The sequence below is a fragment of the Mesorhizobium sp. B2-7-3 genome (assembly GCF_006440715.1).
Taxonomy (GTDB): domain Bacteria; phylum Pseudomonadota; class Alphaproteobacteria; order Rhizobiales; family Rhizobiaceae; genus Mesorhizobium; species Mesorhizobium australicum.
Map to the genome: position 1 here is coordinate 65,764 of NZ_VFTY01000008.1, position 24,200 is coordinate 89,963.

25 protein-coding genes and 1 pseudogene are annotated in these 24,200 nt (G+C 59.2%); 14 read left to right on the forward strand and 12 right to left on the reverse strand.

All coding sequences use genetic code 11. The features are described from left to right. Positions 1 to 172: 172 nt before the first annotated feature. Positions 173 to 898: a hypothetical protein gene (locus FJW04_RS18895; protein ID WP_140620019.1), complete on the reverse strand. Its 726-nt coding sequence runs from the start codon at positions 896 to 898 to the stop codon at positions 173 to 175. 197 nt (positions 899 to 1,095) lie between these two features. Between FJW04_RS18895 and FJW04_RS18900 the strand changes: the two genes are divergently transcribed. Continuing rightward, positions 1,096 to 2,556, forward strand: coding sequence for a caspase family protein (locus FJW04_RS18900; RefSeq protein ID WP_140715990.1), 1,461 nt, complete (start codon positions 1,096 to 1,098; stop codon positions 2,554 to 2,556). Between the two features lie 504 nt (positions 2,557 to 3,060). Next, the gene (locus tag FJW04_RS18905) at positions 3,061 to 3,342 is read left to right on the forward strand and encodes a hypothetical protein (RefSeq protein WP_140661237.1); all 282 of its coding nucleotides are present in this window, start codon (positions 3,061 to 3,063) and stop codon (positions 3,340 to 3,342) included. Positions 3,343 to 3,740: 398 nt separating this feature from the next. Here FJW04_RS18905 and FJW04_RS29985 read toward each other — a convergent pair whose 3' ends face one another. Then, on the reverse strand, positions 3,741 to 3,908 hold the full coding sequence (locus tag FJW04_RS29985; RefSeq protein ID WP_181166506.1) for a hypothetical protein: 168 nt from the start codon (positions 3,906 to 3,908) through the stop codon (positions 3,741 to 3,743). Positions 3,909 to 4,867: 959 nt separating this feature from the next. Then, on the reverse strand, positions 4,868 to 5,254 hold the full coding sequence (locus tag FJW04_RS18910) for a response regulator (protein WP_224720258.1): 387 nt from the start codon (positions 5,252 to 5,254) through the stop codon (positions 4,868 to 4,870). Between the two features lie 324 nt (positions 5,255 to 5,578). Here FJW04_RS18910 and FJW04_RS18915 point away from each other — a divergent pair, with 324 nt between their 5' ends. The 7 genes from FJW04_RS18915 (at position 5,579) to FJW04_RS18940 (ending at position 12,128) form a co-directional block, all read left to right on the forward strand. Next, the gene (locus FJW04_RS18915; RefSeq protein ID WP_140620012.1) at positions 5,579 to 5,797 is read left to right on the forward strand and encodes a DUF768 domain-containing protein; all 219 of its coding nucleotides are present in this window, start codon (positions 5,579 to 5,581) and stop codon (positions 5,795 to 5,797) included. A 670-nt stretch (positions 5,798 to 6,467) separates the two neighbouring features. After that, a complete protein-coding gene (locus FJW04_RS30645) occupies positions 6,468 to 6,977 on the forward strand; it encodes a hypothetical protein (protein ID WP_246681384.1) in 510 nt (169 codons plus the stop codon). Continuing rightward, a complete protein-coding gene (locus FJW04_RS30650) occupies positions 6,974 to 7,204 on the forward strand; it encodes a hypothetical protein (RefSeq protein ID WP_348641985.1) in 231 nt (76 codons plus the stop codon). The genes FJW04_RS30645 and FJW04_RS30650 overlap by 4 nt, the downstream gene beginning before the upstream one ends. A gap of 95 nt (positions 7,205 to 7,299) precedes the next feature. Continuing rightward, positions 7,300 to 7,497, forward strand: coding sequence for a hypothetical protein (locus FJW04_RS18925; protein ID WP_140824493.1), 198 nt, complete (start codon positions 7,300 to 7,302; stop codon positions 7,495 to 7,497). Positions 7,498 to 8,078: 581 nt separating this feature from the next. After that, positions 8,079 to 8,732 (forward strand): outer membrane protein, encoded by a 654-nt coding sequence (locus FJW04_RS18930; protein WP_140715992.1) that lies wholly within the window; start codon positions 8,079 to 8,081, stop codon positions 8,730 to 8,732. Positions 8,733 to 9,597: 865 nt separating this feature from the next. Further along, a complete protein-coding gene (locus FJW04_RS18935; protein ID WP_140715994.1) occupies positions 9,598 to 11,088 on the forward strand; it encodes an ATPase domain-containing protein in 1,491 nt (496 codons plus the stop codon). Next, positions 11,085 to 12,128 (forward strand): sensor histidine kinase, encoded by a 1,044-nt coding sequence (locus FJW04_RS18940; RefSeq protein ID WP_140715996.1) that lies wholly within the window; start codon positions 11,085 to 11,087, stop codon positions 12,126 to 12,128. The genes FJW04_RS18935 and FJW04_RS18940 overlap by 4 nt, the downstream gene beginning before the upstream one ends. Before the next feature lie 227 nt (positions 12,129 to 12,355). On the opposite strand, the gene FJW04_RS18945 is transcribed toward FJW04_RS18940, so the two are convergent. The 5 genes from FJW04_RS18945 to FJW04_RS18975 all read right to left on the reverse strand — a co-directional run bounded on the left by FJW04_RS18945 (position 12,356) and on the right by FJW04_RS18975 (position 16,402). Continuing rightward, a complete protein-coding gene (locus FJW04_RS18945) occupies positions 12,356 to 12,676 on the reverse strand; it encodes a hypothetical protein (RefSeq protein WP_181172987.1) in 321 nt (106 codons plus the stop codon). Positions 12,677 to 13,354: 678 nt separating this feature from the next. After that, positions 13,355 to 13,864 carry an Hsp20/alpha crystallin family protein gene (locus FJW04_RS18960; RefSeq protein WP_140620004.1) on the reverse strand — a complete coding sequence of 170 codons (510 nt, stop codon included), beginning with the start codon at positions 13,862 to 13,864 and terminating at the stop codon, positions 13,355 to 13,357. Between the two features lie 89 nt (positions 13,865 to 13,953). Then, positions 13,954 to 14,430 carry an Hsp20 family protein gene (locus FJW04_RS18965; RefSeq protein WP_140715998.1) on the reverse strand — a complete coding sequence of 159 codons (477 nt, stop codon included), beginning with the start codon at positions 14,428 to 14,430 and terminating at the stop codon, positions 13,954 to 13,956. Between the two features lie 396 nt (positions 14,431 to 14,826). Beyond that, complete coding sequence (locus tag FJW04_RS18970; RefSeq protein WP_140716000.1) at positions 14,827 to 16,074, reverse strand: HipA domain-containing protein; 1,248 nt, start codon at positions 16,072 to 16,074, stop codon at positions 14,827 to 14,829. Next, positions 16,067 to 16,402 (reverse strand): helix-turn-helix transcriptional regulator, encoded by a 336-nt coding sequence (locus tag FJW04_RS18975; RefSeq protein ID WP_140716002.1) that lies wholly within the window; start codon positions 16,400 to 16,402, stop codon positions 16,067 to 16,069. Before FJW04_RS18975 ends, FJW04_RS18970 begins: the two co-directional genes overlap by 8 nt. Positions 16,403 to 16,869: 467 nt before the next feature. Here FJW04_RS18975 and FJW04_RS30370 point away from each other — a divergent pair. Beyond that, positions 16,870 to 17,013, forward strand: a pseudogene (locus FJW04_RS30370) (SOS response-associated peptidase); the annotation flags it as partial. A gap of 165 nt (positions 17,014 to 17,178) precedes the next feature. Here the strand turns inward: FJW04_RS30370 and FJW04_RS18985 are convergent. From FJW04_RS18985 to FJW04_RS19000, 4 genes are all read right to left on the reverse strand, one after another. Beyond that, complete coding sequence (locus FJW04_RS18985; RefSeq protein WP_140620125.1) at positions 17,179 to 17,601, reverse strand: hypothetical protein; 423 nt, start codon at positions 17,599 to 17,601, stop codon at positions 17,179 to 17,181. 460 nt (positions 17,602 to 18,061) lie between these two features. Next, the gene (locus tag FJW04_RS18990; RefSeq protein WP_140661243.1) at positions 18,062 to 18,763 is read right to left on the reverse strand and encodes a response regulator transcription factor; all 702 of its coding nucleotides are present in this window, start codon (positions 18,761 to 18,763) and stop codon (positions 18,062 to 18,064) included. 192 nt (positions 18,764 to 18,955) lie between these two features. After that, positions 18,956 to 20,119, reverse strand: coding sequence for a M24 family metallopeptidase (locus tag FJW04_RS18995; RefSeq protein WP_140620123.1), 1,164 nt, complete (start codon positions 20,117 to 20,119; stop codon positions 18,956 to 18,958). Positions 20,120 to 20,151: 32 nt separating this feature from the next. Next, a complete protein-coding gene (locus FJW04_RS19000) occupies positions 20,152 to 20,916 on the reverse strand; it encodes a GntR family transcriptional regulator (protein WP_140619994.1) in 765 nt (254 codons plus the stop codon). Positions 20,917 to 21,098: 182 nt separating this feature from the next. On the opposite strand from FJW04_RS19000, the gene ehuB reads away from it, so the two are divergent. From ehuB to FJW04_RS19020, 4 genes are all read left to right on the forward strand, one after another. Next, positions 21,099 to 21,983 (forward strand): ectoine/hydroxyectoine ABC transporter substrate-binding protein EhuB, encoded by an 885-nt coding sequence (gene ehuB, locus FJW04_RS19005; RefSeq protein WP_224643165.1) that lies wholly within the window; start codon positions 21,099 to 21,101, stop codon positions 21,981 to 21,983. Between the two features lie 98 nt (positions 21,984 to 22,081). After that, positions 22,082 to 22,741, forward strand: coding sequence for an amino acid ABC transporter permease (locus FJW04_RS19010; protein ID WP_140619992.1), 660 nt, complete (start codon positions 22,082 to 22,084; stop codon positions 22,739 to 22,741). Beyond that, positions 22,731 to 23,390 (forward strand): ABC transporter permease subunit, encoded by a 660-nt coding sequence (locus FJW04_RS19015; protein ID WP_140716004.1) that lies wholly within the window; start codon positions 22,731 to 22,733, stop codon positions 23,388 to 23,390. Before FJW04_RS19010 ends, FJW04_RS19015 begins: the two co-directional genes overlap by 11 nt. A gap of 8 nt (positions 23,391 to 23,398) precedes the next feature. Then, positions 23,399 to 24,196, forward strand: a complete 798-nt coding sequence (locus FJW04_RS19020) for an amino acid ABC transporter ATP-binding protein (protein WP_140716006.1) — start codon at positions 23,399 to 23,401, stop codon at positions 24,194 to 24,196. Positions 24,197 to 24,200: the final 4 nt, after the last annotated feature.

A 24,200-nucleotide genomic window follows, 5' to 3' on the forward strand; every position in this document is an offset into this window, starting at 1 on the left:
TCTGGTGGGTTCGATGCCTTGCTGACCGGAAGTGTACGCGGCGCGCTGCCCTATGGCAATGGAAAGGCGTTCGCCCTCAGACCATTGTAACGCCATATGTGGCGACAAGGTCACTATCGAAAACTCCGATCGAACTGCTGACATGGCAGTACATCAACGTCAGAGGAGACTGTTACAGCTCAGAATAGGCTGCCGAAACGGTCATATCTCCTGCATGGGCGACCTTGCGGTCAAAGCTCGCCCATATTTCGCCGCCACATTGCTGCGCCCAGCGGTGGCAGAAAGAAAAATCGGTCGGCAAATCCACATCGGGCGTCACGATCTTTGAAAACGGCGTCAGAAAGCTGTCGAACTGTGCGGTGTATTTGTTGTTTTTGTAGCGAGACCGGTTCACCGTTTCCGGAAGTTTCTCGATTATCTCGGTGACGCAGTCGCGGGACACCAAAAAGACGCCCGTGCCGCATAGCGACACCCGGACGAAGCCGCTCATCTCCTGGCGGGGTTCGATGATGGTTCCGACGAACTCCAGACTCCGTGCAAAGGCCTTTTCGAAGGGCAGTTTCGACAGCGAGTGAAGTCTGCGGAGATCGATCAGGCGCCGAGGATACAAAGTGCCGACCACCGGCTTCTCAAGCGCCAGCATCGCGGCGATAAGATCAGGCGAAAAGCCCATATCGCTGTCGATCATCAGGATGTGGCTGCAATCCGGTTTGTTGTAGTAGAAATTGGTCAGCAAATAGTTCCGGGAAAATGGGATATCCGTGTACTCGATTTCGGACAGCGTGAAGGCGTAGCTGGACAGGCTCTTGTGGGTCAGGGCTGCGAACAGGCTGCGGACGAACACGCTTTTGTAAGCGGCTCCATAAACCGGCAGCGCAAGGTTGATCTTGGTTGGCATTTTGTCCTCCACAATCCAGCGACTGAGCGCATACAAATCCCTTTCACCTATCTTTGATACGATTCTTGGTATAAAAATCTGCTGGCCTTTGGGGGCGCAGGTCCAGACGCTCGGGCAGGATTGCGTTTTGCGTCGTGGTGCGCTGTTTGGAAGGCTGCGAGATCAACATTGACGCAGGCCGGACCGAGCATGCTGACATGACCCATCGCCTCAGACTCTTGTTTCGTATCCCGCTGCTTCTGCTTCTGATGCTCCTTGGCTCGGCCGGCGCTCGCGCGGCGGTCGAACAGACCGCGTCGCCGCAACCACGCAACCGGCTGGCGATCGTCATTGGCAATTCGAACTATCAAAGCACCCGGCTTGAGCATCTCCCCAATGCAACAAACGATGCCATAAGGCTTTCAGGGAGCTTGAAGCGGCTGAATTTTGAAGTCCTGACTGGGACCGATCTTTCGACCCAAGGTTTTGCCAAACTCCTGCAAGACGCTGAAGCGCGGTTACCGAGCGCCAGGGCCGTTTTGATTTTCTATGCCGGTCACGGCGTCCAACTGAATGGCGAAAACTACCTGCTCTCGGTTGATACGCCCGATCCTGAAAGCCTGGAAAAACTGACGGGCAGCGCCATCAAGCTAAATGATGTGATCGCGCGGTTCGCGCGACGCGACCGCCAGACATTCATATTCCTGGACGCCTGCCGCAACAATCCGCTCGGTTCTGGCAGCGGCGCGAGCAATGGTCTGGCGCAAGTTGAAGTCGGTGAAAATACATTCGTTGCCTTTGCCACTCAGCCTGGAAATGTCACGGCAGATGGCGGCGGCGAAAACAGCCCGTTCACCACCGCACTGCTGAAGAATGTCGAGATCCCCGGGCTCAGCATTTCGGACATGATGATCCGTGTGCGCAACGAAACTGAGGCGCTGACGGTCGGCCGTCAAGTGCCTTGGGATCAATCCAACCTGCGCGAGCAGTTCTATTTCACCGAGCAACAGGTGCTCGATCCGGGACAGTTGAGCGCAAGCCTTTCACGCATCCTGGCAGACCCCACAGCAAAGAAGAGGTTGCAGGTCGAACTTGCCTCAAATGACCTGCAAACAGCCGTGGTCATCGTTGGACAGACGTTGCGGTCGGTCGAGATTCCCGCACCGTCATCCAGTTTGGCGCAGCCTGTTGGCACTCAGGTTGCCAATTTGTCGCCCGCTGAAGGGGTTGAAGACGCTCGCCAAAGTGTCGTCTCCGGTCTCGAAACCCTTATAATCGGCGCGTCCGCGGGCGTGGGGGACAAGGACAAGACGGCCGATCTTGCACGCAACATTCAGACGGAACTTCGTCGCCTGGGCTGCTACCGGATGCAGGTTGATGGGGATTGGGGCACGGGCTCAATTCGTGCTCTCACTGACTACTACAAAAACACCAAGCAGGTCGCAGCAACGACTGAGCCGAGCGTCGGACTGCTCGGCGATCTCTTTCTGCGCTCAGGCAGAATCTGCAAGCAACCGGTCATCGTCAAGGCCAAGCCGGCTAAAGTGGCGTCGGATGCCGCCCCGTCGCGCAACACCCCCAGGGGGATGACTGCAAAACGCTCGCCAGCCGCGCCGAGACGTCCCGCGGCTCCCCCACCCGACATTTCCGGGGGCATCGGCATTGGCGGTGTATTCTAGGCCGCCTTTGCTCACGCCCTCACTTCCCACGGAGCGAACGGGAATGACGGGGCCTTGGGGGTGCTTCACCGCATCGTCTAGCCGCCGTTCCCTTGCAGTGTGTTGCGCCAGATCTGTGCAAGCCCGGCAACCCGGCCGGTCTACAGCGTCCATTGCCCCAGTCGCCAAGGTCGCTCAAGCGACACGAGAGCTGATGGATGCAGTGAGGCAACGAAAACGAGACGGCGTATCACTCCAGTCGGAGACAGCTATGATCTGGCCCACTGAAACGGAGCGACTGAAGTACGTTTTGGGAAGGTTGGTGGGGCCCTGCTGAACACGGCCGATAGCGCCTGCGGACGCTTCGTGGTGATCGCGGATGTGCGTAACAATGTTTGAAGTTGCTAATTTCTTATCATCGCCGAGCAGCCTATCATCCTAGGTTTTCAACGGCTATGCGCTGGAACCCAGTTGGAAAATGCACGTTTCTCTTATGGTCACTTCAACGACCACACGGAGGATCAAATGAACATCAAGATGCTCACAATGGGCGTGCTGACGCTTGCCATGATGAGTGGTTCAGCACTTGCCGCTAACAACACATCCGCTCTCGACGATCCGGCGAAGATGTCGCCGTTCTTCACCGATGCAGGCATGAAAACGTTGAGGTCGGAGGCGGATTTCAAAACCGCTTGGATGTCCATGAAGCCCGATGAACAGAAGGCGGTACTGAAAGACTGCGGCGATACTACGCTTAACAAGGCGCATGCGGATTTCTGCGCTATGGCGAAAAAGATGGGCGGCTAAATTTAGCCTTTGAGGCCAACAAAAACGGGGGTGGACTGTTTGCCCGCCCCGCAGCGTGATCGCGCCCCGCGTCGCGATGATAGCGCGATCTTGGCGGCTCCGTTGCATAGCTATGATCGTTCAACGACGAGCACCGCGCCATTGCTCGTTTGAAGGCCCCCTGGGTCTTGAAGCACGGCAGCACGGGTCTCAAGTCGCAATGACCTCGGTTCTGCGTCGTGGCGACAGTGCTGCATCTTCCGCTGGGGCCGTGCCGCGGACGCGCTGCTCATCGAGCCAACCGGCGGCAATATAGGTAGATGCTGGTGTGAGGTAGCGTTGTCGAGGTCGGGAGCGCAATCAAACTCCGACAGAAATGACCCGACTAATCGCCAGGTGTGCTTTCCGAAGTGAGATGATTAGCCCTGCCGAGCATCGCCGAAATTCTGGGCTGCACTTGAAAGGATTTTACGAGATCGCTTTATAAGCCGCTGGTTTTGCTCGATAATCTCCTGAGTTTCCTTAATGCGGCGTTGCGTTTCATCCAAGCGGTTAACCAGCTTTTTGGTGTCGTCCATCTTTTGCATGAGAATGGCCGCCTTATCGTGATGTGTAACCTACTGCGTTAGCAACTCGCGCGGGCGGGAAATTGTTCCTTAGCCCAAGTCACGCGGCGCGGATGCAGCAGGCGATATCCCAACAGCAGCTACAATCTTTTGCATTTCGCCTTCCGATAGTGTCACGTGCTCCCGATTAAGGAGGGCACTCGCGCGTCGAGAGTACGTGACCCTTCAGCAAAACGAACTCGTCGCTCAAAGCGAAAAAGATGCGGACTTGAGCGATCCAGCAAGCAAGGCGATCCACTCGCCGTTCAGGCAGATCGTTGGAAAGGGAAGGTTAGTGGGGGAACATGTCCACTTCTTCGCGTTCTGTCGCATGTCTCAAAATCCAGATAGGTTAATATCGGTTCGCAGCAAATCAAGGTTCGGGAGCGGGCCGCACCAACTCCTGCGGCCTTCCCTAGTGACCCTGCCCGCTGGCTCCAGCCAGCGGGCTTTTTCGTGCCCGAAACACTACTGAGGGAGGAGGTTAACCATACAGTGGTCGATTCCGACGGGATGTGCCACGCCCTATGGAAGGCCCGTCGCGGGAGCGGCGGGCTTTCCTGATGCTGTTTTCATCTCGGCACAATTTGCATGGCGCCGAATGGCGTTCTATTCTCCGCATTGGTCACCAAGGTCCGGCAATTGCCTTGATTCTGTCTACAGACGCCGCCGCTGCCGTGAATAGACGCGGCCGGCTTGCGCTCTCTCCTTTCATCGCAGGCGGCTGACAAGGCTCGCTAGCTCGGCGCAGTTTCGCCGCCGCGGATAAGGCGAGGAGCCCCCAGGGCTGATCAAACGCGAGCGACTGTCGTCCGTGACTGCCCGGTCGGGGGCGTCGATAAGTCCCGCCGCCGCCACCGGTCCCTTGATATAAGTGGAATGTGTTCAAAGCCCGCAAGCTCTCGCCAGCGGGTCCTTTTACTGCACCAGTGACATTGCACTTAGGTGGGCGTGCCTGGGTCGCGCGGCATCTGCTGGTTAAGGAGTGTGGCTAGTGCCGTTACAATCTGCACGACGGCAAATGGCTTTGAAATCATGACGCTGTTTGGGACGCCCTGTTCAGCCCAATGGGGGGCACTGTCACCGCTGACGTAGACAACTGGCATTGCTGGTGAGGCGTGGCGGAAATATCTGGCGAGTTCCCATCCAGATTTTCCGTTCCCGAGACGAACGTCAGTGACCAGGGCGCGGATATTCGACGGGTCTGTGTCAAACACCTCGATCGCAATTTCCGCGTTTTTCGCACGAACGACCTCGAACCCAGCGTCCTCTAACCCGGATTCGATATCCATTAGGATCAGCGGCTCATCCTCTACGACCAAAATCACAACGCCAACTCACCGGTTCCCCTCAATGGAGGGCATCTTGCGACCTATCAGAAGATTAGTCCATGCTAATAGCCTCCGCTATTGACGTTAAAGGCGTGGGTGTCCGTCGCCGGCGAGAATTACCGGTAGCGGACGTATGGAAGTGAACATCATGCTTTCGCCGCTAACAGGCAGCTGAAGCATGGATTCCATCAAGGACCACCTTCGCAACATCCGTGATAGCGGCGGCTCGAAAGTTACTGGAGCCTGAAATTCCGCAAAGGCCGCTCTTTGGCGGCTGCATCAATGAGCGGAACGTAACATCTCTCGGCGGCTTATGCCCCGATGAGCACTCGCGGCGTCAACTTCCTCGACAGGTGGCTAAGCAGCAATCTGTCAGGCCTCGCCAGTTCAGACGTGATTACGGTTGCGGAGGCGATTGAAAAGCCTTTCGCCGACGCGAAGGCGATCGGGATCAGTAGCACCGAAATTGAGGAGGAGACCGGCAGCGTTTACGAAACAGTGCTCGACGCCATCGTTCATCATGGAGCGGGCGGGCTGTAGCCGCGAACGAAGATGCGCAAAAGAGGGGCAGACGACCGGGCAAGCGGGCGGCGGCGTAAAGCCCCGGTCGTCTATAGGCAACGTCAGCTGAGCTTGGAGGCACGCCGGCGCGGAGGGATGCGCTTGGAACGGCGCTTCTCCACGCTATGCCCATCAGCGGCGCCTACAATGGGGTTGCCGGCATATGGTGAATGAGCCGCTGCTATCTACAGGCACGCATTCCACCATTCTTAAGAGCACGGTCGGGGGCCTGCACTGGCCAATGTCGGGGTTTGCCTCACGTCTCCATCAAACAGTGCGACAAGCCTTCGTCGCCTGGCCACCCGCTGGTGGGGCTTTGTTATTTCCGCTTTGGAAATGCGATCACCTTCGCCTCCAGGCTCCGGCTCCAGCGGCTCATGAACGGGCCGCTCATGCCAGAAGACTTGGCGCAGTTCGCGCTGATCAACCCTTTGGCCACAGGGACGTGCAGTTGTAGAAGTGCAGATGCTCTTCAATATGCTGGGCGCTGTGCAACTTGCCGGGAATAGGCGGACCAAGCTCGGACAGCTTTGTCATGCGGGCTGCAACATCCCGCCCTGGTAAAGGTTCCGCAACCATTTTAGCCAAAACTGATTGAACTGCGGTTCGTGAGTGCTGTGTATGGGTTTGAAGGTTCAGTAAGCGGCTGATGCCGATCCTGGTTGAGAAGCCTCCCGAGGGCGAAGAATGGATTCGCGAAGTCAAGTGTGACGGCTATCGATCTCAGTTCACCAAGGATGAGGGCGGCGTGCGGATTTTCACGCGGCGCGGACTCGACTGCACGGCCAGATACCGAGACCTCGCCAAGGCAGCCGGCGACCTCAATGTCGAAAACGCCACCTTAAACGGCGAGATCATCGTGCTGAACGAGGCTCGGATCTCGGACTTCGGCCCGCTGCGCAATGCCATCACCAGCCGGCAGCATGACCTCTATTTCGTAGCCTTTGATCTGCTGCACCTCAACGGCCATGACCTTCGGGATGTGGCGCTGGAAGACTGTCGCGACATCCTGGCCGACTTGATCCCGCCGCACACCAGGATCCACTTCTATCAGCCTTTGCCCGGCGATGCTGCATTTTCCACCTTGTCGAGCAGCCCGGGCTGGAGGGCATGGTGTCGAAGCGCAATGACCGTATATACCGGAGCGGCCCATCGATGAACTGGGTGAAAGCAAAATGCCATACGGTGGCTGAATACGAGTTACTTGGCGTCGAACGTGAGCCGGGCAAGCCAGCCTTCGCTTTGATGGCCGATCGGAAGACCGGCCAGTGTGTCGGTTCTACCTTCACCAATTCCAGCCGAGCAATCCGAGAACGGCTGTGGAAACGCGTCCAGGAGCATGTGCGACCGGCGCCCAAGGGCATGAAGCGGCCGGCAACGCAATAGGTCAAGCCCGGCATCATCGGCCGTGTGAAGCATTTGCGAGGCGAGGAGGATTTGCGGCACGCTACATTGCAGAACTTTCGCGAGGAATGAGTAAGATGGTCGTCGCAAAGAATGATCAGGAGCGCATCACCTGTGCCTACGCCTGGATGTATGGCCAGCAGGCGCGCAAGGATGGCAAGGAACGCGCCGTGCCTGAGTATTGGCACGAGCATGCCGAGGCCTGGCTACAGGGCTTCGACGGACAGCCTTTAGAAGGGCCGGGTGCAGCGCCCCTTAGCAGAGGCGGAGCTTGACGAGGCCGCCATCGGCAAGCCGGGAAAGCAAAGCGCCGATCGACCTTATCGCCGAATGAGCACGCGCGGTGCGCCGTGCCATGGCCGCCCCGATCAATGATGCGGATTCAAGTTCGCTCATCCGCCGAGGTCGAACAGATGGGCAAACAGCTTCTCACTTTAAAACGGCGCGCCAAGCCTGGACTTATCCGATCATCATCCGCGAGGAGCTCTCGGCCAACATGGCGGGGTTTCCTGGGACTCGTGCCTGGTTGGGGATGGTGGCGGCCGCCCACTACCGGTCATCTCCCGCGGCGAGACCGTCGCCAGTAATGGAGGCCATTTAGGAAAAGTACGCCGACAGCACCACGGGCGAGTTGGTGCGATCCTTCGCTTGTCGGCCGAGGCCGACGGATCTCCGTGATGTTTGAACAACCGTCCTTTGACGCCCTCTCATCCGGACCGATGGTATTCCATTGGGCTAACCCACTCCCCTTTCTGAGCCGCACCGCGCTAGCACCCGAATCAGGTCAAATGTGGCGGAAATACAACTGCACGCGCCGGGAAGCTCTGCTACCAACGGACAGGTTATGGGGGCCACTATGAAAAAGCTGCTTCTTGGTCTGTCGCTGTCTCTGCTGGCGTCCTCGGCGTTTGCTGCCGACGCCATCGTCGGAGAAGCCGCGCCCATTTTTATTTGGACAGGCGGGTATGTCGGCGTCCAAGCAGGATATGCTTGGAGTGATGGCAACATACACCAAAATAATGGACCGGGGTTTATTGAGTCAGACCCTGACGGGTTCCTTGGGGGTGTCTTCGCTGGTTATAACTATCAGATGTCAAACGACGTCGTGATTGGTGCGGAACTGGACTTCGTGTCCGCCAATGTCGATGGCAGCGGCCAAATATTTGCCGCTCCTGGTCTGCCATTTCCGGGCGGCGTCGGGACTGAGGAGCTCAACTGGAGTGGGGCGGCAAGACTTCGCCTGGGATATGCCGCCGATCGCTTTCTTCCCTACATCGCGGGTGGCGTTGCATTTGGAGACATCGGCATCAGCAGTAACACCGGCGTAAGTTCTTTCGGAGATACATTCACGGGATGGACGATAGGCGCGGGCTTGGATTATGCCATGACGGCCAATCTGCTGCTGCGCGCCGAGTATCGCTATACTGACTTCGGCAAGGAAGCATTGCCGGCGGGGGTTGTTGATCTGACTACCAGCGAGGTTCGCTTAGGCTTCGCCTACAAGTTCTAGTCCTCTGAGCCCAATAGAGCCTGTCGCTTACCGCGATGGGCCTTTTGCGCAAGGATTAGCCGCTGACTGGCTGTTGTGAGCTTCGGCGATTTAGAGCTCGCATAGCTTTCCGCCCATCTTCGAGATTTACCTTCATAGGCAAAGGTAAAGGTGACAGTCACGTATCGGCCTTCGCGTTAGGTTCGTTCGCCCAGCCTTCAGGCAATCGGTCAAAGACACCAACCCTACTTAAAGCTCAGTGGGGGAATCACGCCGAGCTGTTTTTGGGAAGATATGTGCAACGACCAAGCGCACGAGGGAGCTAGGCGCAACGCAAGTCCCCAAAAAAGCCTTCACTGGGTATTTGGCCCGTTCGGGGGAAGGGTACTCCGGGGCAGGCAAGGGGCGCTGGTTTAGGGCAGCGCCTCCTTCGATGTCGTCGTCGCAAGTAGAGCGATCCTGGCAATAGCGAGGACGCGCCGTCGCGGTCGCACCTTTGGGAGGCGCACGACTGCCTCTGCATTCTGCATCCTGGGGCGCGTCTGCTTCTTTACCACTCGCAGGCTCGTTCGGGTAGGGCAGGATCGGAAACCTGCCGGTCTAGGCAATGCCAGGATGCTTTGGCGGCGGCTTGTTGCTCGTTCAATAGCAACCGATTGAACCCCGGGAGCTAATGCGACCGCGACGCTTTGAGTTTAGTTGAATAATGTCGGCCCTGTTGACCGGGCAAAACACCAGGCGACCTCGTTAAGTGACGTCCGTGATGGTCTACCGATGAGCGGCTTTACGACAACTCGCAGCGCCCGTCGGGCGCAGGATTGCCTCATAGGAACCTTTAAGAAAACCGGCCGTTGTTGGCGGTCCACCAGACCACAAAGGGGGCCACTTGGACCAGGATGATGCGGCACCGACACCGACTGGCGTACCAGGATTGGACTATGTCCTGCGCGGGGGATATGCCAGATACAGATCGCATCTAATCGAAGGACGTCCAGGCTCAGGCAAGACGACGCTCGGCCTGCAGTTCTTGATCGAAGGCGTCGCGGCAGGCGAAACCTGCCTCTACATCACCCTTTCTGAGAGCAAACGTGAGTTGCTTGCGGTCGCAACTCGTCACGGCTGGACCCTCGACGGCATCGTAATCCTTGAACTTGTGCCTCCGGAATTGAGCCTCGATCCATCACAGTTGCAGACGCTGGTGCACTCTTCCGACCTGGAACTCGGCGAAACCGTTCGATCCGCGCTGGCGGAGATAGAAACGCTGAAGCCTGATAGAGTTGTTTTCGACTCTCTTTCGGAGATTCGCCTTCTTTCGCAAGGTTCTTTGCGGTATAGGCGGCAGGTTCTGGCCTTGAAAAGCTTTTTCTTGCTCAACGACGCGACGGTCCTGCTTCTAGATGATCTCACCGCTGAGCATGACGACTTCAATCTACATTCCATTAGCCACGGCGTGATCCGCATGGAGCAGCTATCGCCAATCTATGGCAGTGAGCGCCGCCGTCTGCGGGTCATCAAGATGCGCGGTGTCGAGATCCGAGGTGGGTTCCATGATTTTGTCATCCGCCCCGGCGGAGTGATTGTGTTTCCGCGGCTGGTCGCGGCCGAACACGAAGAAGGATTGCACGGTCCCCCAGCCCTCAGCGACAGTTCTGTGGACGCACTCATGGGAGGCGGGCTCGCTAGGGGTACCAGCACCCTGTTGATTGGCCCCTCTGGTGTTGGGAAATCCACTATCGCCTCATCCTATGGCCATGCTGCGTTGTTGCGGGGTGAGCGCGTGCTGGTGCTCCTATTCGACGAAACCAAACGGATCTTTCTGACGCGTGCTGCCGGTGTTGGATTGGATCTGCAGAAGTTTGTTGACCAAGGGGCGCTTCTCCTCGAACAGATTGATCCAGCCGATTTGTCCCCGGGCGAACTATCAACCCTGATTCAAAAGGCCGTCGAATTGTCCGACGTGCGCATTGTTGTCATCGATAGCCTCACCGGATACTTAAACGCCCTAGCGGAACAACAGTATCTTGTCCTGCAAATGCATGAAATTTTGACTTACCTCAATCACAAAGGCGTTGTGACCATTCTGCTGCTTGCCAATCACGGGCTCATTGGCAACATGTCCGTCCCGATTGACATCACTTACCTCTGCGATGCGGTTATGCTGCTTAGGTTCTTTGAGAGCGGCGGTCGGCTCCGACGCGCGATCTCTGTTGTCAAGAAACGGGTCGGGCCGCATGAGGACACCATCCGGGAATTCAGGATCGGTAGCCAAGGTCTTGCTGTGGGAGAGCCACTGGCAGAGTTCCGGGGAATTTTGACGGGCGTGCCACTTTTCGAGGGAAAATCCTCGGAACTTCTGGACGACAAGGACCGGGCATGAACGCCCGTGAGGGAGACGTGCTAATCCTTGCTCCGCTCGGGCGAGATGCCAAGCTAGCGGCCTCCATTCTCGCCGAAAGCGGGATCTCTACACATATCTGCAAAACCCTTGATGAGGTGGTGGCAGCACTCGAGACTGCCAGATGTCTCGTCGTCACCGAGGAAGCTTTGCTTCACGCTGATCGTACTGCGTTGGCAGCCTGGCTCGACATGCAGCCGGCTTGGTCGGACTATCCGATCGTATTGCTGGTGATGCGGGAGACGGAGTTCGACAAGCGGCTAAATTTTCTCGACCGGCACTTGATCGTCCTTGAACGGCCGTTCCTGGCCTCGAGCTTGGTCAACTCGGTCCGCTCGGCACTGCGTGCCCGCAGCCGCCAATTAGAAGTCAAGTCGTACATCGAACAGAAGCAAGAAGTGGCTGATCGCCAGAAATTGTTGATCCGGGAACTCCATCATAGGGTAAAGAACACTCTTGCCAACGTTCGCGCCATGATGAGCGCCACAGCGCGAACGAGCGGGCGGGTGGAAGACTTTGTCCGCGACTTTTCGGCACGAATTGTCTCCCTCGCGGACACACATTCCATTCTGACTGACGACTACTGGCAGACCGCGTCTTTGCGCCAGCTTCTTGAGGGAGAACTTCGCCATTACGACACGAGCGGCTCTTCACGGGTCGTGCTTGAGGGGCCCGATGTAGCGCTGGTCGCCGACATTGCCATTCCTGTAGGCATGGCATTTCACGAGCTCGCCTCCAATTCCTCCAAGTACGGAGCTTTGTCCCGGCCGAACGGGCGGGTTGAGGTAAGTTGGTCGATCGAACGGGCCAGCGATCACCGGGTCGTTGCGTTGCGTTGGCGAGAAAGGGATGGACCTACAGTGCAAGAACCAAAGCGAAAGGGCTTTGGCACGGTACTGCTGGAAAAAGTTGTCGCTGTGCAGTGCCAGGCGAAGATCAATTTAGTCTACGACCCCGATGGGTTGCAGTTCGACATGGAGCTTCCGGTGCGAGATACCCGGCTCGTTCCCGCCTACGGATAGGAACGACACGAATGCCTAAATCCTCTCGTCAGGCTCGAGATAGCGGTCGAGCTCGGACAACCGATGCGTAGGTCTCGCCAGCTTCGCTCTCGCCAACTCCGTAAAGATCGCGCTGGCGGGCAATCGGCGATGCAGCTTTTCGACGGCGGGCTGTACCGCGGCAATGATACTGCCGGTTTGGCTCGATCCGCCGGCAGCGATAAGAGAACCTGGCAGGAGGATGTCACCTATTCGAACCAGACCTTGTCGATCCATAGGCTTGGGCGCTTGGCGGCATGCTGGATCTGCACCGTCGCCGTGCCCATGCCCATTTCGACTCTCGCTGCCTCGATGAGAGCGCTGCCGTCGGCTGAGACGCGGAGGCGCATTGTCGTGGGAAAGCGGAGACGGGACAGTAGGCAGTCGCCACGCCGATCAGCCATTGGCCGTCGCACTGAGACCGAGGCTCTCGTGCCTGAACCATCCCCGTCGGCGGCAACCTCGCATTCGAGCGCGAGCAGCGCCTGCTCGTCTTCATCGAGACGCGACGGCCGACTGTTCTCAGGCATGCCCTTATTGGTCGCCTGGTCGATCAGGTACTAGGGTCTAGGCCTAGTTCATCAGGATCGAGCGCTTCGCCTCCAGCGCCAGCGTCAGATCGCGGACCAGGTCCATAGGCGATGTCCAGCCATCCGAACCGGAGGATCGTCGGGAGTGGCCGCACTGTCGAGGGCGCGCCCGCAGCACTCCTGAAGGACGGCAAGTCCGAGCCGATCAAGCACAGCATCCGAGAAAGCTCGCGTCGAACTCCCGGCCTGTGCAGGCATCTCATCGAGCTGCAGGCAACGGCCTTTGCCGACCAGCCCGATCGGGGAGACGCAGGTCAGCCCCTGCTGCTCGGCGTAGCGGATGGCCGATTCCAATGTCGGAAAGCCAAGCTCGACCTGGGCCAGCGTGTCATCGCCGCTCGTCTAGCCCACCAGGGCTCGGCGAACGGCGCAGTGCTTCGCTCGAAACGAGGCGCCAGCCCCCCAAGCGTGCCTTGCCGGACGTGGTCAATGCGCGCGACCGCATCGTCCGGGAAGAGCGAGCGCTTCATCGAAAGGCTTGTGCAAGTTGTCGTTCGACGGCCACCCCTGTGGGTTATAACCTGGTTCGGTCTGTCGACCTGTCTGGTGTTCATCCCTGCCTGCCTGAAGGACGCTGCCGGCGGCGGCCAGCTGCCCGCCGCCGGCGCCTGCCACGGGTTAGCTCTTGATGGCGATGCGCTTGACCTGCGACTGCGCTCTCTCGCTCTTGGGCAAGGTCACGGTCAGCACACCATTGCTGAAGCGCGCGTCGACCTTGTCGTCCTTGACCTCGTAGCCGAGTGGGATGCGCCGCTCGAAGTGGCCATAGAAACGCTCGGAGAACTGCCGGTCCTTGTCCTCCGTCTCGGAGTGTTTTTCGCCCTTCAAGGTCAGCACTCCGTCGTCGAGCAGGACTTCGATGTCCTTCTCTTCGAGGCCAGGTATCTCGGCTGTCACCTTGATCTCCTTCTCACTGTCGGAAATCTCGACGCTCGGCCAACCGCCGCTGAAGGCGGAAGGAGTGTTGAAAGAGGGAAGGTTCGAGCCGAAGCCGCGAAAGACGTCGTCGAACAGCCGGTTCACCTCGCGATGCAGCGACAGGAACGGGTCGCGCTCGCTATCGCGGAACACAGTTGGAGCCTGGTTGCCGTTGCCTCGGTTCCAGGGGATCAGATCACGGACATTCATTGTTCTTCTCCTTCTGTTTGTTCGTTTGTTTTCCCGCCGGCGCCGGGGAGTGCCCAACGCCGTGCCCAATGTGCGCTTTGGGGGCGGCTTTAGGCGGCCTGCTTCTCGGTCTCGATCTGCTTCGTCTCGACCTTGGGCAGCGCCTCGCCGGCCGCAATCTTGATCTTGCGGGGCTTCATTTCCTCGGGAATCTCGCGCTTGAGATCGATCGACAGAAGGCCATTGACTAGGCTTGCGCCTATGACCTTCACATGGTCGGCCAACTCGAAGCGGCGCTGGAAAGAACGCTCGGCCATACCGCGATGCAGATAATGGCCGGTGTCCTCACCAGCCTTTTGACCCGACACCATGAGCATGTTCTGCTCCTGGGTGATGGTCAGATCGTCCTGCGAGAAACCGGCCACCGCCATGGTGATGCCGTAGTCGTCCTCGCCAGTCTTGGCGGTGTCATAGGGAGGCCAGTTGTCGATAGTTTCGACGCGGCTCGCAGCCTCCAGCGCGTTCAGCATTCGGTCGAAGCCGATGCTCGACCGGAACAGGGGAGAAAAGTCGAGAGTGGTTCTCATAGCCACATCCTCCTTTGAGCAATATGGATACAAGGTCTTCGGCCGCCGGATGCTCTCCGGCCGGCATACCGGCCCCGATGACGCCGGCGGTCATGATTTAGTTCACTGGATTGGCTGTTCAAGAGGCCGGCGTCTTACTACGAGGCCTTTAACCTGAACCCGACTGCGTGATGATGCGGACCCTGCCCCTAGCGAGTGCAGCATTGCTCTGAACGTCTGATACGCGTTGTGAGTTGTGAAGTGCTCGTGCCGAGATATAGCGCGCGTGCCGGGTCAGAGATCGTCTGAAGCACTTCGCGAATGCCGGCGTCTTCGATCTCGGAGAGGTCCAGCGCGATGGTCGCGCCGGGGACGGGTCAAATGACGGAGGCGTGAAGTTGTAGGTGCAGGTTCGGGTCATAGCGCCAGCGCCCGCTTGAGATCGTCGTGTTCGAAGGCGCTGGCCATCCGTGTAATTTCTGCAGAGCGGGCGCCCGCCGCCTTGGCGGTTTCACGCCACGTCGCGGTCACGGTCGCGACCTCTTTGACGATTGCGCGGGCCTGCTGCAGTGTGAGGCCGAAGAACTCCGAAGCCGCCTCAAGCAGGTCGAGCGAGCAGGTGCCCTCGTCCAGGTCGATGTTCGTCGTCAGCACACGCGCCTTGAGATCGGTGGGCACAGGATTGAGGTCGTAGGCGGGAGAGAGAGACCATCCCGCCTTGCCGAGCCAAAGGAAGCCATGGTTGCGCAGGTGGTCGTCGACATTGGAAATCAGCACGTTGAAGACGACCCGCCGATAGAGGACATGAGCGTCGGTCTTCCCCTGCGCGCCATGTTGCGTAAGAGCGTCAACGATCTCCGGGTAGCTGCCGCGCTCACCGTCCTTGGCGCCCATCATGGCCATCGCTGACAGGAAAGGAATGCGGATCGAGTCGGAACGATCGAAGCGTCGGGACAGCATCACCGCCTTGCCGGCAACCTCGATTAGCTCATGATGCGGCGTGGTAATGCCGGACTGCTCGGCCAGCCGCAGCGCGATCTCCTCCCATGTCTCCATGCTATAGTCGTCTGTCTCCTTCGGAAATTTGGCGATGGAGAGGTGTCCGTGCTGGTCGATGACCGATGCTTTCGGCCTGGCGCCGCCGAGGGAAGAGCCGGGGGCGAAGATGAGTTGAAGGTCCTCGTCCGTCTCCTCGTCCCGGAGGATCCGTTCGGTGATCTGCAGCAGCCGCCCGAGTTCGATCAGGGCGGGGACGCCGGCGCGGCTAGGCGCCTGGAACGTCTCTTCGCCTGCCCAGCGGAATCTGAGGGCACCCAGGCGGGTCTCGTCGGCGACGCCCAGCAGGTAATCGCTTTCCGCAAGGGTGCGAACGGCGCGACCTTCGCGTTCTGCAAGACGGCGCTCGGCGCGCTGCATAAGACGGCGCCCCCATGTGTCGGGCGCTGAGTCTCCTATGGAGCCGAAAGTCACCAGTCCGGCAGGAGGGGCGAAGGCACCGCGGGTCAGGGCAAGGGCGGGCTCAAGCGAGAACCGGTCTGGATTGGCGAGCCACGCGCCATCGTATTCAAAAAGGATAGTCTCCGTGCCTCGAACGCGATTACTCCTCGCCAGGCCGATAGGGCGCGTGCGTCCGTCCAGGGCGATATGTACCTCGAAGTCAGCCATCGCGAGATGATCCGACTGCTCGCTTGAGATGGACGTGCTTGGGCAGTTCCGCGCTGGCCAGCGCTTGTCCAACCGGGTCGTTGCCTATGTCGGCTATCTGGCCAAGACCGTTGAGCAGGCCGAGCGCCTGAAGGACACCTGCATAAATGCCGATGCTGACATTGGTGTCCCCAGCCTCGACCTTTTGCAGGGTCGAGCGGGACGTGAAGGCGCGCTCTGCGACGACAGCCATTGGCAGCCGCCGACGCCGACGGGCATCGTGGATGTCTGCACCAAGCTTGCGCAGGACGCGCCGCACAGCGGCGGGAGGGTTATGTGGTGTAGGCATTTGAAACCTTCACACTACAAATTAGCGAGATATGTAGCATGAAGCTTACAATTCTCCTAGCCCTCGCGCGATAGCCATCCCATTGAGGGAGGGGGGTGGCGAACCAAGCACGTGACGCTATAATTCCGAGAGGCTGAATCGTGGCCGGCGTTGTCTAGCGTAGAGACGGCGGTGCGGCCGAAGTGACTTTCGGGGTGTTGTCGCCGCCGTGCCTGCCGATAGAACCACAATTTTCGCGATCTGGCAGAAAAAGCCAATGGTTCGGAGGCCGGTACTTTTGACGGCCTATGTAACAGTATGCGGAAATCGAGAAAATATTTTAGTCAATACATCCATGTGCTTAACGTTACGACTGATAATCGAGTGAGCATGGTAGTCCTTTCGCGTGGCCAAGCGCGGATACAGCCTTGCCTGATTGGGACCAGATCGCGGCGGGGATCTGGCCCAGACCGACGACGTTGGGGAGGCCCGGTCCGGACACAGCCGCGTATCACGATCGGCGGATCGTACTAGAGGCGGAACGATTGGGGGGCTGGCTTGATCCCTCAGTATCCGCCGAATCCCTGATCCAGCCGCTTCAGGCGGGGACGCTGGGCGTGGACCAAGTGGGCGCACGAACCCTGTCGGCGGCGGTGAGGGCGCACCGATTCTCTTCATCTCCGCCCAGGTGACAGGTGAGCGGCGCCTGGTCGCTCACGACCTCCGCGGCCGCCGCTGACGCTTCGGCGGTGGTCGAGCATCTCGACTTGAGGAATGAGCCCCGTCGAATCCCTTCATCAAGGCCTAAGCAACGCACCCAGCCTTGCAAAGATGCCGCCATTCATAGCGGCGCGAACACGAAGTGCTACCCATCCGGCCTTCATCGTTGCGCCGACATGACAATGGCAAACAATGTCGTGCAATTGCCAGTTGGACAGTTCGAAAAACTTCCGGGCCGCACCATAAGTATCGTCCTCCAGGCCCTGCGCCCTCAGAATTGGGTCTTCGAACGCAACGCTGATCGGCGACGAAAGGCAACGCGCTTCGTTGCGGTCATGGGGGCTCATATATTCCGTGCCCGGGAGCGCTCCAAGGCATCGATCTGGTTGGTGTTCAAGGAGGTTTGCCCAGCGCTCAAGGCGTTGCCTACGAGTCATTGCTGGATATTCCGCGTTCACCTCCGCGATAACGTTCAGTTGTTCAAGTGTCTGGTGTTTCATAGCAAGCTGCTCCCATTGGGCCAGGTTTTCCTTGCTTTCCGAGATCGCGACAGGCCCGGTCGCCATCGCCAAGGCGTGAACCTTGCTTTCTCGGCAAAGTTCCATGGCGTCGAAAATTTGGGTGCCGCTGGCGGAGCCTCGCCGTCAACCCGGAAGTTGCCATCACCAGGCTCTCGAGCCGCAGGCTCAGAAGGCGCGAGCCACCAGGCTGGGAAAATCTGCCCTGGGCCTGCCGAACCCATTGGGAGACGCAAAATATCTGAGGGACCGCAGGCGCGCGGAGCGAATCCGATTGGCGGGACAAAAATATACCGGAGGCAACGGAGCAGTCGCGCTCGCCCAACAAGGTGGACTCTCGATTTCGGCCGACACACGGTTCTATGGTTGGCCATCAACCGCGCGGCCGCATTACTTCGGGTTCCGTTCGGCCGCCCGGCCGTTGAGGCACGGAAGAAGCGCTCTAGCCTGTTGGGCTTTCAAGCGCATATCCACCCAGTCTGACGGTGCGAATGACGTCGTGGTGAGGAGACTGCTTGATCGATCTTCTTAGCCGACTGATGTGAACGTCGACCGTGCGCGGGCCGACATAGACATTGCTGGGCCAAGCAGCCCCGATCAGTTCTTCACGGCTGAGCACCTTCCCCGGGTGCTCAAGCATATGCCGCAGCAGCTTGAACTCGATCGGCCCCAGCTCGATTTCCCGACCGCTGCAGCGTACATGATGCGTGTCGATCTGCATTTCTATGTCGCCATGGCTCAGCGATAGCGCGCTCTGCAGTTGCAATCGCGAGCGCCGGTCGGCTCCGAGCCTGGATCGCAGGTAGTCCAGCAGCTTGGCTGGCGCCAGCGGTCTGATGAAACTCTCATCGATTCCCGATTTCAGCAGCACAATGTGTTGGGGTTCCGCACCGGGCGCAATCAAGGCGATGACTGGAAGGGTACTGGTCCTGTCATCCTGTCTAAGCCGGGCGCAGCTATCCGCCATCTGATTGTCCGGCCGGCAGTCCAACAGCAAGGCCTGAACGGACAGTTCGGCGGCCAACTCGAGCATCTCGTCGACATTGGTTGCTAACGCGCTTTCAAAGCCGTCCACCGCAAGAATGTGGCTCAGGATCAGATAGAACTCCGCGTGATCCGAGCATATGATGATCAGTGGCTTCATGGCGTCGCTCGCGTTCGGCGGGTCGCTCGGTAGGTTGCTGGTCCCTCGTGCGCACCCGTTTACCCAACCATCTACCGGGGTTGCAAAACATCCGGCTTCGACCTTTTTCCTGTCGCTGGCCTGACGACAGTCAGCTCCTCAGCACGCGGGTGCTTTGCTGGTCCCGCACATCTGTGGGCCAGCCAACTCAGTTCAGTTGATGATTGGCAACTGCTCTGGAGAGAGCTCACTCAAAAACTGGACCCCGGCCTCGCGGATATAGATGACCTCTTCGAACTGGAAGACAGCGCCATTGATCTCCAGCTTGGGCTCCAGGTGCAAGATCATGCCAGGTCTTATCGTTTCTGGATTGGCCTTGGAGATGGACGGAGGTTCTGTGACATCGAGACCTCCACCGTGCCCGATACGTGAAACAAGCCCATAGGCGGGCGGAAGGCCGGCGTCAGACCAAAGCTGCTCGAAGGCGCCGAAAACATCCCCGCACGTCATCCCGGCCCTGACGCTTGTTGCAAGGGCCACGGTCAGCGCACGCGTTCGTTCGTAGGCCTCTATCTCCCAGTTTTCCGGCGCCCCGCCGCGAGCGATGCGGTTTCTGTCGGCAGGGTAGCCCCCATAGGTCGAGCGAAAATCCGTCCACACATACTGGCCAGCCTGCAGGGGATGCAGGCCTGGCGGGCGGCCGTAATTGAACTCGCCCCTGCAGAATGTCATGGCGATCGGATCGGCACGGTCGGCGCCGTTCATGATGATGCGGGCCTGGATCTGCCGGGAAAGCTCGACCTCGGTAATGCCGAGACGCGCCTGCGAAACAGCATCGTCGAAAGCTGCATTGACGATCTCGAAGGAAACGCGCTTTAGATCCGCTTCGAACGGCGATTTGATCATGCGCGTTCGCCACAGCATATCGACCGCGCTCTCAAGCCTGTGCCCGCGCGCCCTCAAGCCGTCGACGATCTCCAGCGAACCGCGACCGGCCATGTCCTGTCCATAGTCAACCGCGACCCGTGCAGTGGCGGCCAGGTCGCCGGTTCGGACCGCTTCGACGATGGTTTGCGCGCCTTCGGCCAGATACCCCGCGTAGTACACGATCGCGAAGGGTCGGTGCCGCGCTTCGAGATTTCTGGTCTCGATCCTGTTGGCGATGACGCGGACATCCTGATGGTCTATCACCAGGAACAAGGGGCGCGAGTGATAGCCCCAGGACAAGGTCCTGTAGTCGGTGAAGTATTCGACATTCTTCTGGTCGGTGAGGACCAGCGCGTCAATATCTTCGTCTGCCATCTCGCGTCGCACCGCGGCAAGCCGCCTGGTCAGCTCGGCCACCGCAACATCGGGTGAGGGTGAAACTGGAAGCATGATTGCCTGCTCCTGATCTAAAGCTCGTCGCGTCAGCCGGACGCCGGGTCGGTTCTCGTCCGCCGCTTGGGGGTTGCGTGATCGGCGTCGATTTCGACCACGCAAGCCAGCCGGTCGAACGGAGATTCGGTTATGCCGAACACCGAAACAGACCTTTCGGTGGTGCTCAGCCTGTAGAGGCGACGAAGGGTCGGATATCCGTTCGGAAGCGCGAACGTCTGCTGTGCTTCATTCGAGGCCGGCGCGGCATCGATCAGCAGCTTGGTCTTGGTGAAGCGCGTGCCGTGCTCGCGCAGGACATCGCCGATGAATTTGTCCCTGAACTCCTCAAGCATCTGATCGCTCACCGGGTGAGGCAGATAGGATGTGTCGTACATGATTGGTGTGTCGTCGGCTAAGATCACTTTGCGCACGCACAGCATCAATCCAGTGGGCGGCTCAAGCACGTCGAAGGCTGGGTCTTGTATTTTTTCGCGCGTCAACGAGATGAGCTGAATGGACGGCTTAAGGCCGAGCCGCAGGGCGTTGTCATAGGAGGTAAGAGAAAAATCGAGATCGCGAATGAACCGTCGCTGCTCCCGGACAAAGGTCCCCAACCCGGGTACCGACCGCAGGATTCCGGCCGACTGAAGATCCCGCAGCGCCCGCTTGATGGTGATTGCGCTGACGCCAAAGTCCTCGGCCAGCGCTGCGGCGGAAGGCAGCGGCTGACCGGCACCGTATTGCGCATCCCGCACCCGGCGCGTGATCTCCTGCCGTACGGTTTCATGAAGAGCAGTCCCGATCTGTCCGGCCATTCTCGCCCTCGCAAGGTATACTAGGAATACCTAGCGCAACGATAAGGCGATGTCCATCCCCACGCAGGCCGGAGCGCCGAACGCGGATTTAACAAAAATAAAACTTATCCTTCACCTGATCTTGACATACCTGATATACCTGGTCTACCTGATAACCTCGACGTTGACGTGGAGAACACCGCATGCCCAACACGGTCGGACTGCTCAGGAAAATGGCAACTGCTGCTACGGCGGCCTGCGCTATTCTCGTTGCAGGCGCGAACAGCCTCAGGGCTGAAACGACAGGTGAGCGGGTCTTGCGCGAGGGCAAGATCGTGATCGGCATTTCGAATGGCGCGCCGTGGGGATACCGCGGTGCCGACGGCGAGCCGGAAGGCTTTCACCCCGACCTGATCAAAGCTGCGTTCAAAGGCCTCGGCGTCGATCGGGTGGAAATCGTGGTCACCGAGTTCGGCGCCCTTATTCCCGGCCTGACGGCGCAGCGGTTCGATGCCATCGCGGCCGGACTCGCCATCACGCCGCAACGATGTGAGCTCGTCGCCTTCAGCGACCCCGATCTGAAGATCGCCGACGCCGCCCTGGTCGCCAAGGGCAATCCGAAGAACGTCCACAGCTATGCTCAGATCGCAGCAAATCCTCAGATAAGGTTTGGGATTGGGCGAGGCAGCGTGACGGCCAAGAATGCTGCGGCCGCCGGTGTCCCCGAAAGCACGATGCTGCTGTTTCCCGACATACAGTCGAATGTCTCGGCTCTGCTCACAGGCAGGATCGACGTCGCCGCATTTTCAGCGCCGACGGTGGCTCGCATCTTGTCCGACCCAAATGTCAACGGCATCGAACGCGCATTGCCGTTCCAAGGCCTGCAGGAGAACGGCAAGGAACGCTTCGGCTATTCAGCTATTGCCTTCCGCAAGGAGGATGGCGACCTTCGTGACATGTATAATTCCCGTCTCAAACTCTTGAAGAGCGACGGAACCCTGGCCCACATCATGGCCAAGAACGGCTTCAGCCATGAGGAGGCAGCACCGGATCTGACCAGTGAGCAGGTTTGCGCGGGGCAGGGCTGACCGGACGCCCCGGGGATCGGCGGCAAGACACGTCGCGGCATCAGCGCGGACGGTCAGGCTCTCGGAGCACGGAGCGGCAGGATCAGGGATGTGCAGGCGTGACTATCGTTGAGATATTGGTCGGAATTTTCGCCGGCTTCCGGACCACGGCAACGGTAACCCTACTGGGCCTGCTGTTTGCCGTGCCCTTCGCCTTGATCTTCGGCGTGGCGCAGTATCTGACACGCGGCATCGCTCGCATCGCCGTCAGCGCCATCATCGAATTCTGGCGCAGTTCCGCAGTCATCATACTGCTGTTCGTCTTTTATTATGCGCTCCCTATCATTGGTATCCAAATGCCAGCGACTATTGTCAGCGCCATGGTGCTGGGGCTCAATGCGGGAGGATACGCCAGCCAGGCCGTCAGAGGCGGACTTCAGTCGCTAGACCGGGGGCAGATGGAAGCTGCCGCGGCCCTCGGCCTGCCGCGACGCCACATCCTTGTATTGATCGAACTCCCTCAAGCGTTGACCAGGATGGCACCGACCTTCATCAACCAGTTCATCCAGCTGGTTAAAGGAACGGCGCTCGTTTCCCTCGTTACGCTGACGGACATGACCTTTCGGGCAAAGGAGATCGCCGAGCTCCAATACAATCCCGTCGGCGTCTACACATCGCTTCTGCTCGCCTATTTCGTAGTCTGTTACCCAGTCGCGCTATTTGGCCGATGGGTCGAGCAGCGCATCGGCGTGGCAACGAGGTTATCCAGTGACCTTTGATCTCGAATTCGCCCTCTCGACCGTCCCCACCATCCTCAGCGTCATAGCAACCACGATCGGCGTGGCGCTGGCGAGTTGCGCGGGAGCGTCGGCGCTGGGCTTCTGCCTCGAGATCACCAGGCGGGCGGCGTCCATTGCCGGCTATGTGGTGCGCTTCATGATCGACTTCATCCGGTCCACGCCGGTGCTGGCATGGCTCTATTTTCTCTATTTCGTGCTGCCGCACTACGGGATCACGCTGCCGGCGCTGTTGGTCGGCACACTGGCACTGAGCGTCTATTTCAGCGGCTATCTCGCCGAGGTATTCAAGGCGGGCATCGACGCTATTCCTGCAGGCCAGGCCGAAGCCGCCAAGGCGCTGGGACTGAGCCAGACTGACATCGTGGTATTCATCCTGGCTCCCCAGATGTTGCGCAACGTCGCGGCCCCGGTCGGCAGCTACTTTGTCTCGATCCTGAAGGCTACGCCCTACCTCGCCGTCATCGCCGTACCGGAGATGCTGGGCAAGGCGTTGGATATCGCCTCGGACACCTACCGCTATGCCGAACCGCTGACTGTGGCCGGCATTGCCTTCCTTCTCCTCGCGCTCGCGGTCGCATGGCTGGTCGGCCGGATTGAACGCCAGCTGCTTGGGCCGACTAGAAGATGAATGAGCTCATGCGACAGGGCAGCTCCCAAACCACCGATATCGGGCAGGCAGCTGGCGCGCCAAAATCCGCCCAGCCGCCAGCGCTGGAGACGGTAGCGCTCAACAAATGGTTCGGCAGCTTTCACGCTCTGAAGGACGTCGATCTCGTTGCGGCGCAGGGCGCGCGGATTGTGATTTGCGGTCCCTCCGGATCGGGAAAATCGACGCTCGTCAGATGCCTGAATGGCCTGGAGACCTTTCAGAAAGGCGCGGTTCGGGTTGGTGGCGTGGATCTCAGTCGAGACCACAGGCAATTGCGGAGACTGCGGCGCGGGATTGGCATGGTGTTTCAGCAGTTCAACCTGTTTCCGCATTTAACGGTGATGGCCAATTGCACCCTTGCTCTGAAGCGCGTGCTCGGCCAATCGAAGACCGGCGCCGCAGGCATGGCGCTTCACCATCTCGAACGGGTGAGGGTTGCCGACCAGGCACACAAATATCCCAGCCAGCTGTCCGGCGGCCAGCAGCAGCGCGTCGCGATCGCTCGCGCGCTGTGCCTGAATCCCAAGATCATGCTGTTCGATGAGCCGACCTCTTCGCTTGATCCGGAGATGGTCAAGGAGGTGCTCGACGTCATGACCGACCTCGCCAGGGACGGCACCACCATGCTTTGCGTCACCCATGAAATGGGCTTTGCCCGCGAGGTCGCCGACCAGATCGTTTTCATGGACCAGGGACGCATTGTCGAGCTCGCGTCCCCGACAACCTTCTTCACCGCGCCAAGCCAGGAGCGGACGCGGCTTTTCCTGGACGAGATGCTTCGCTGAATGG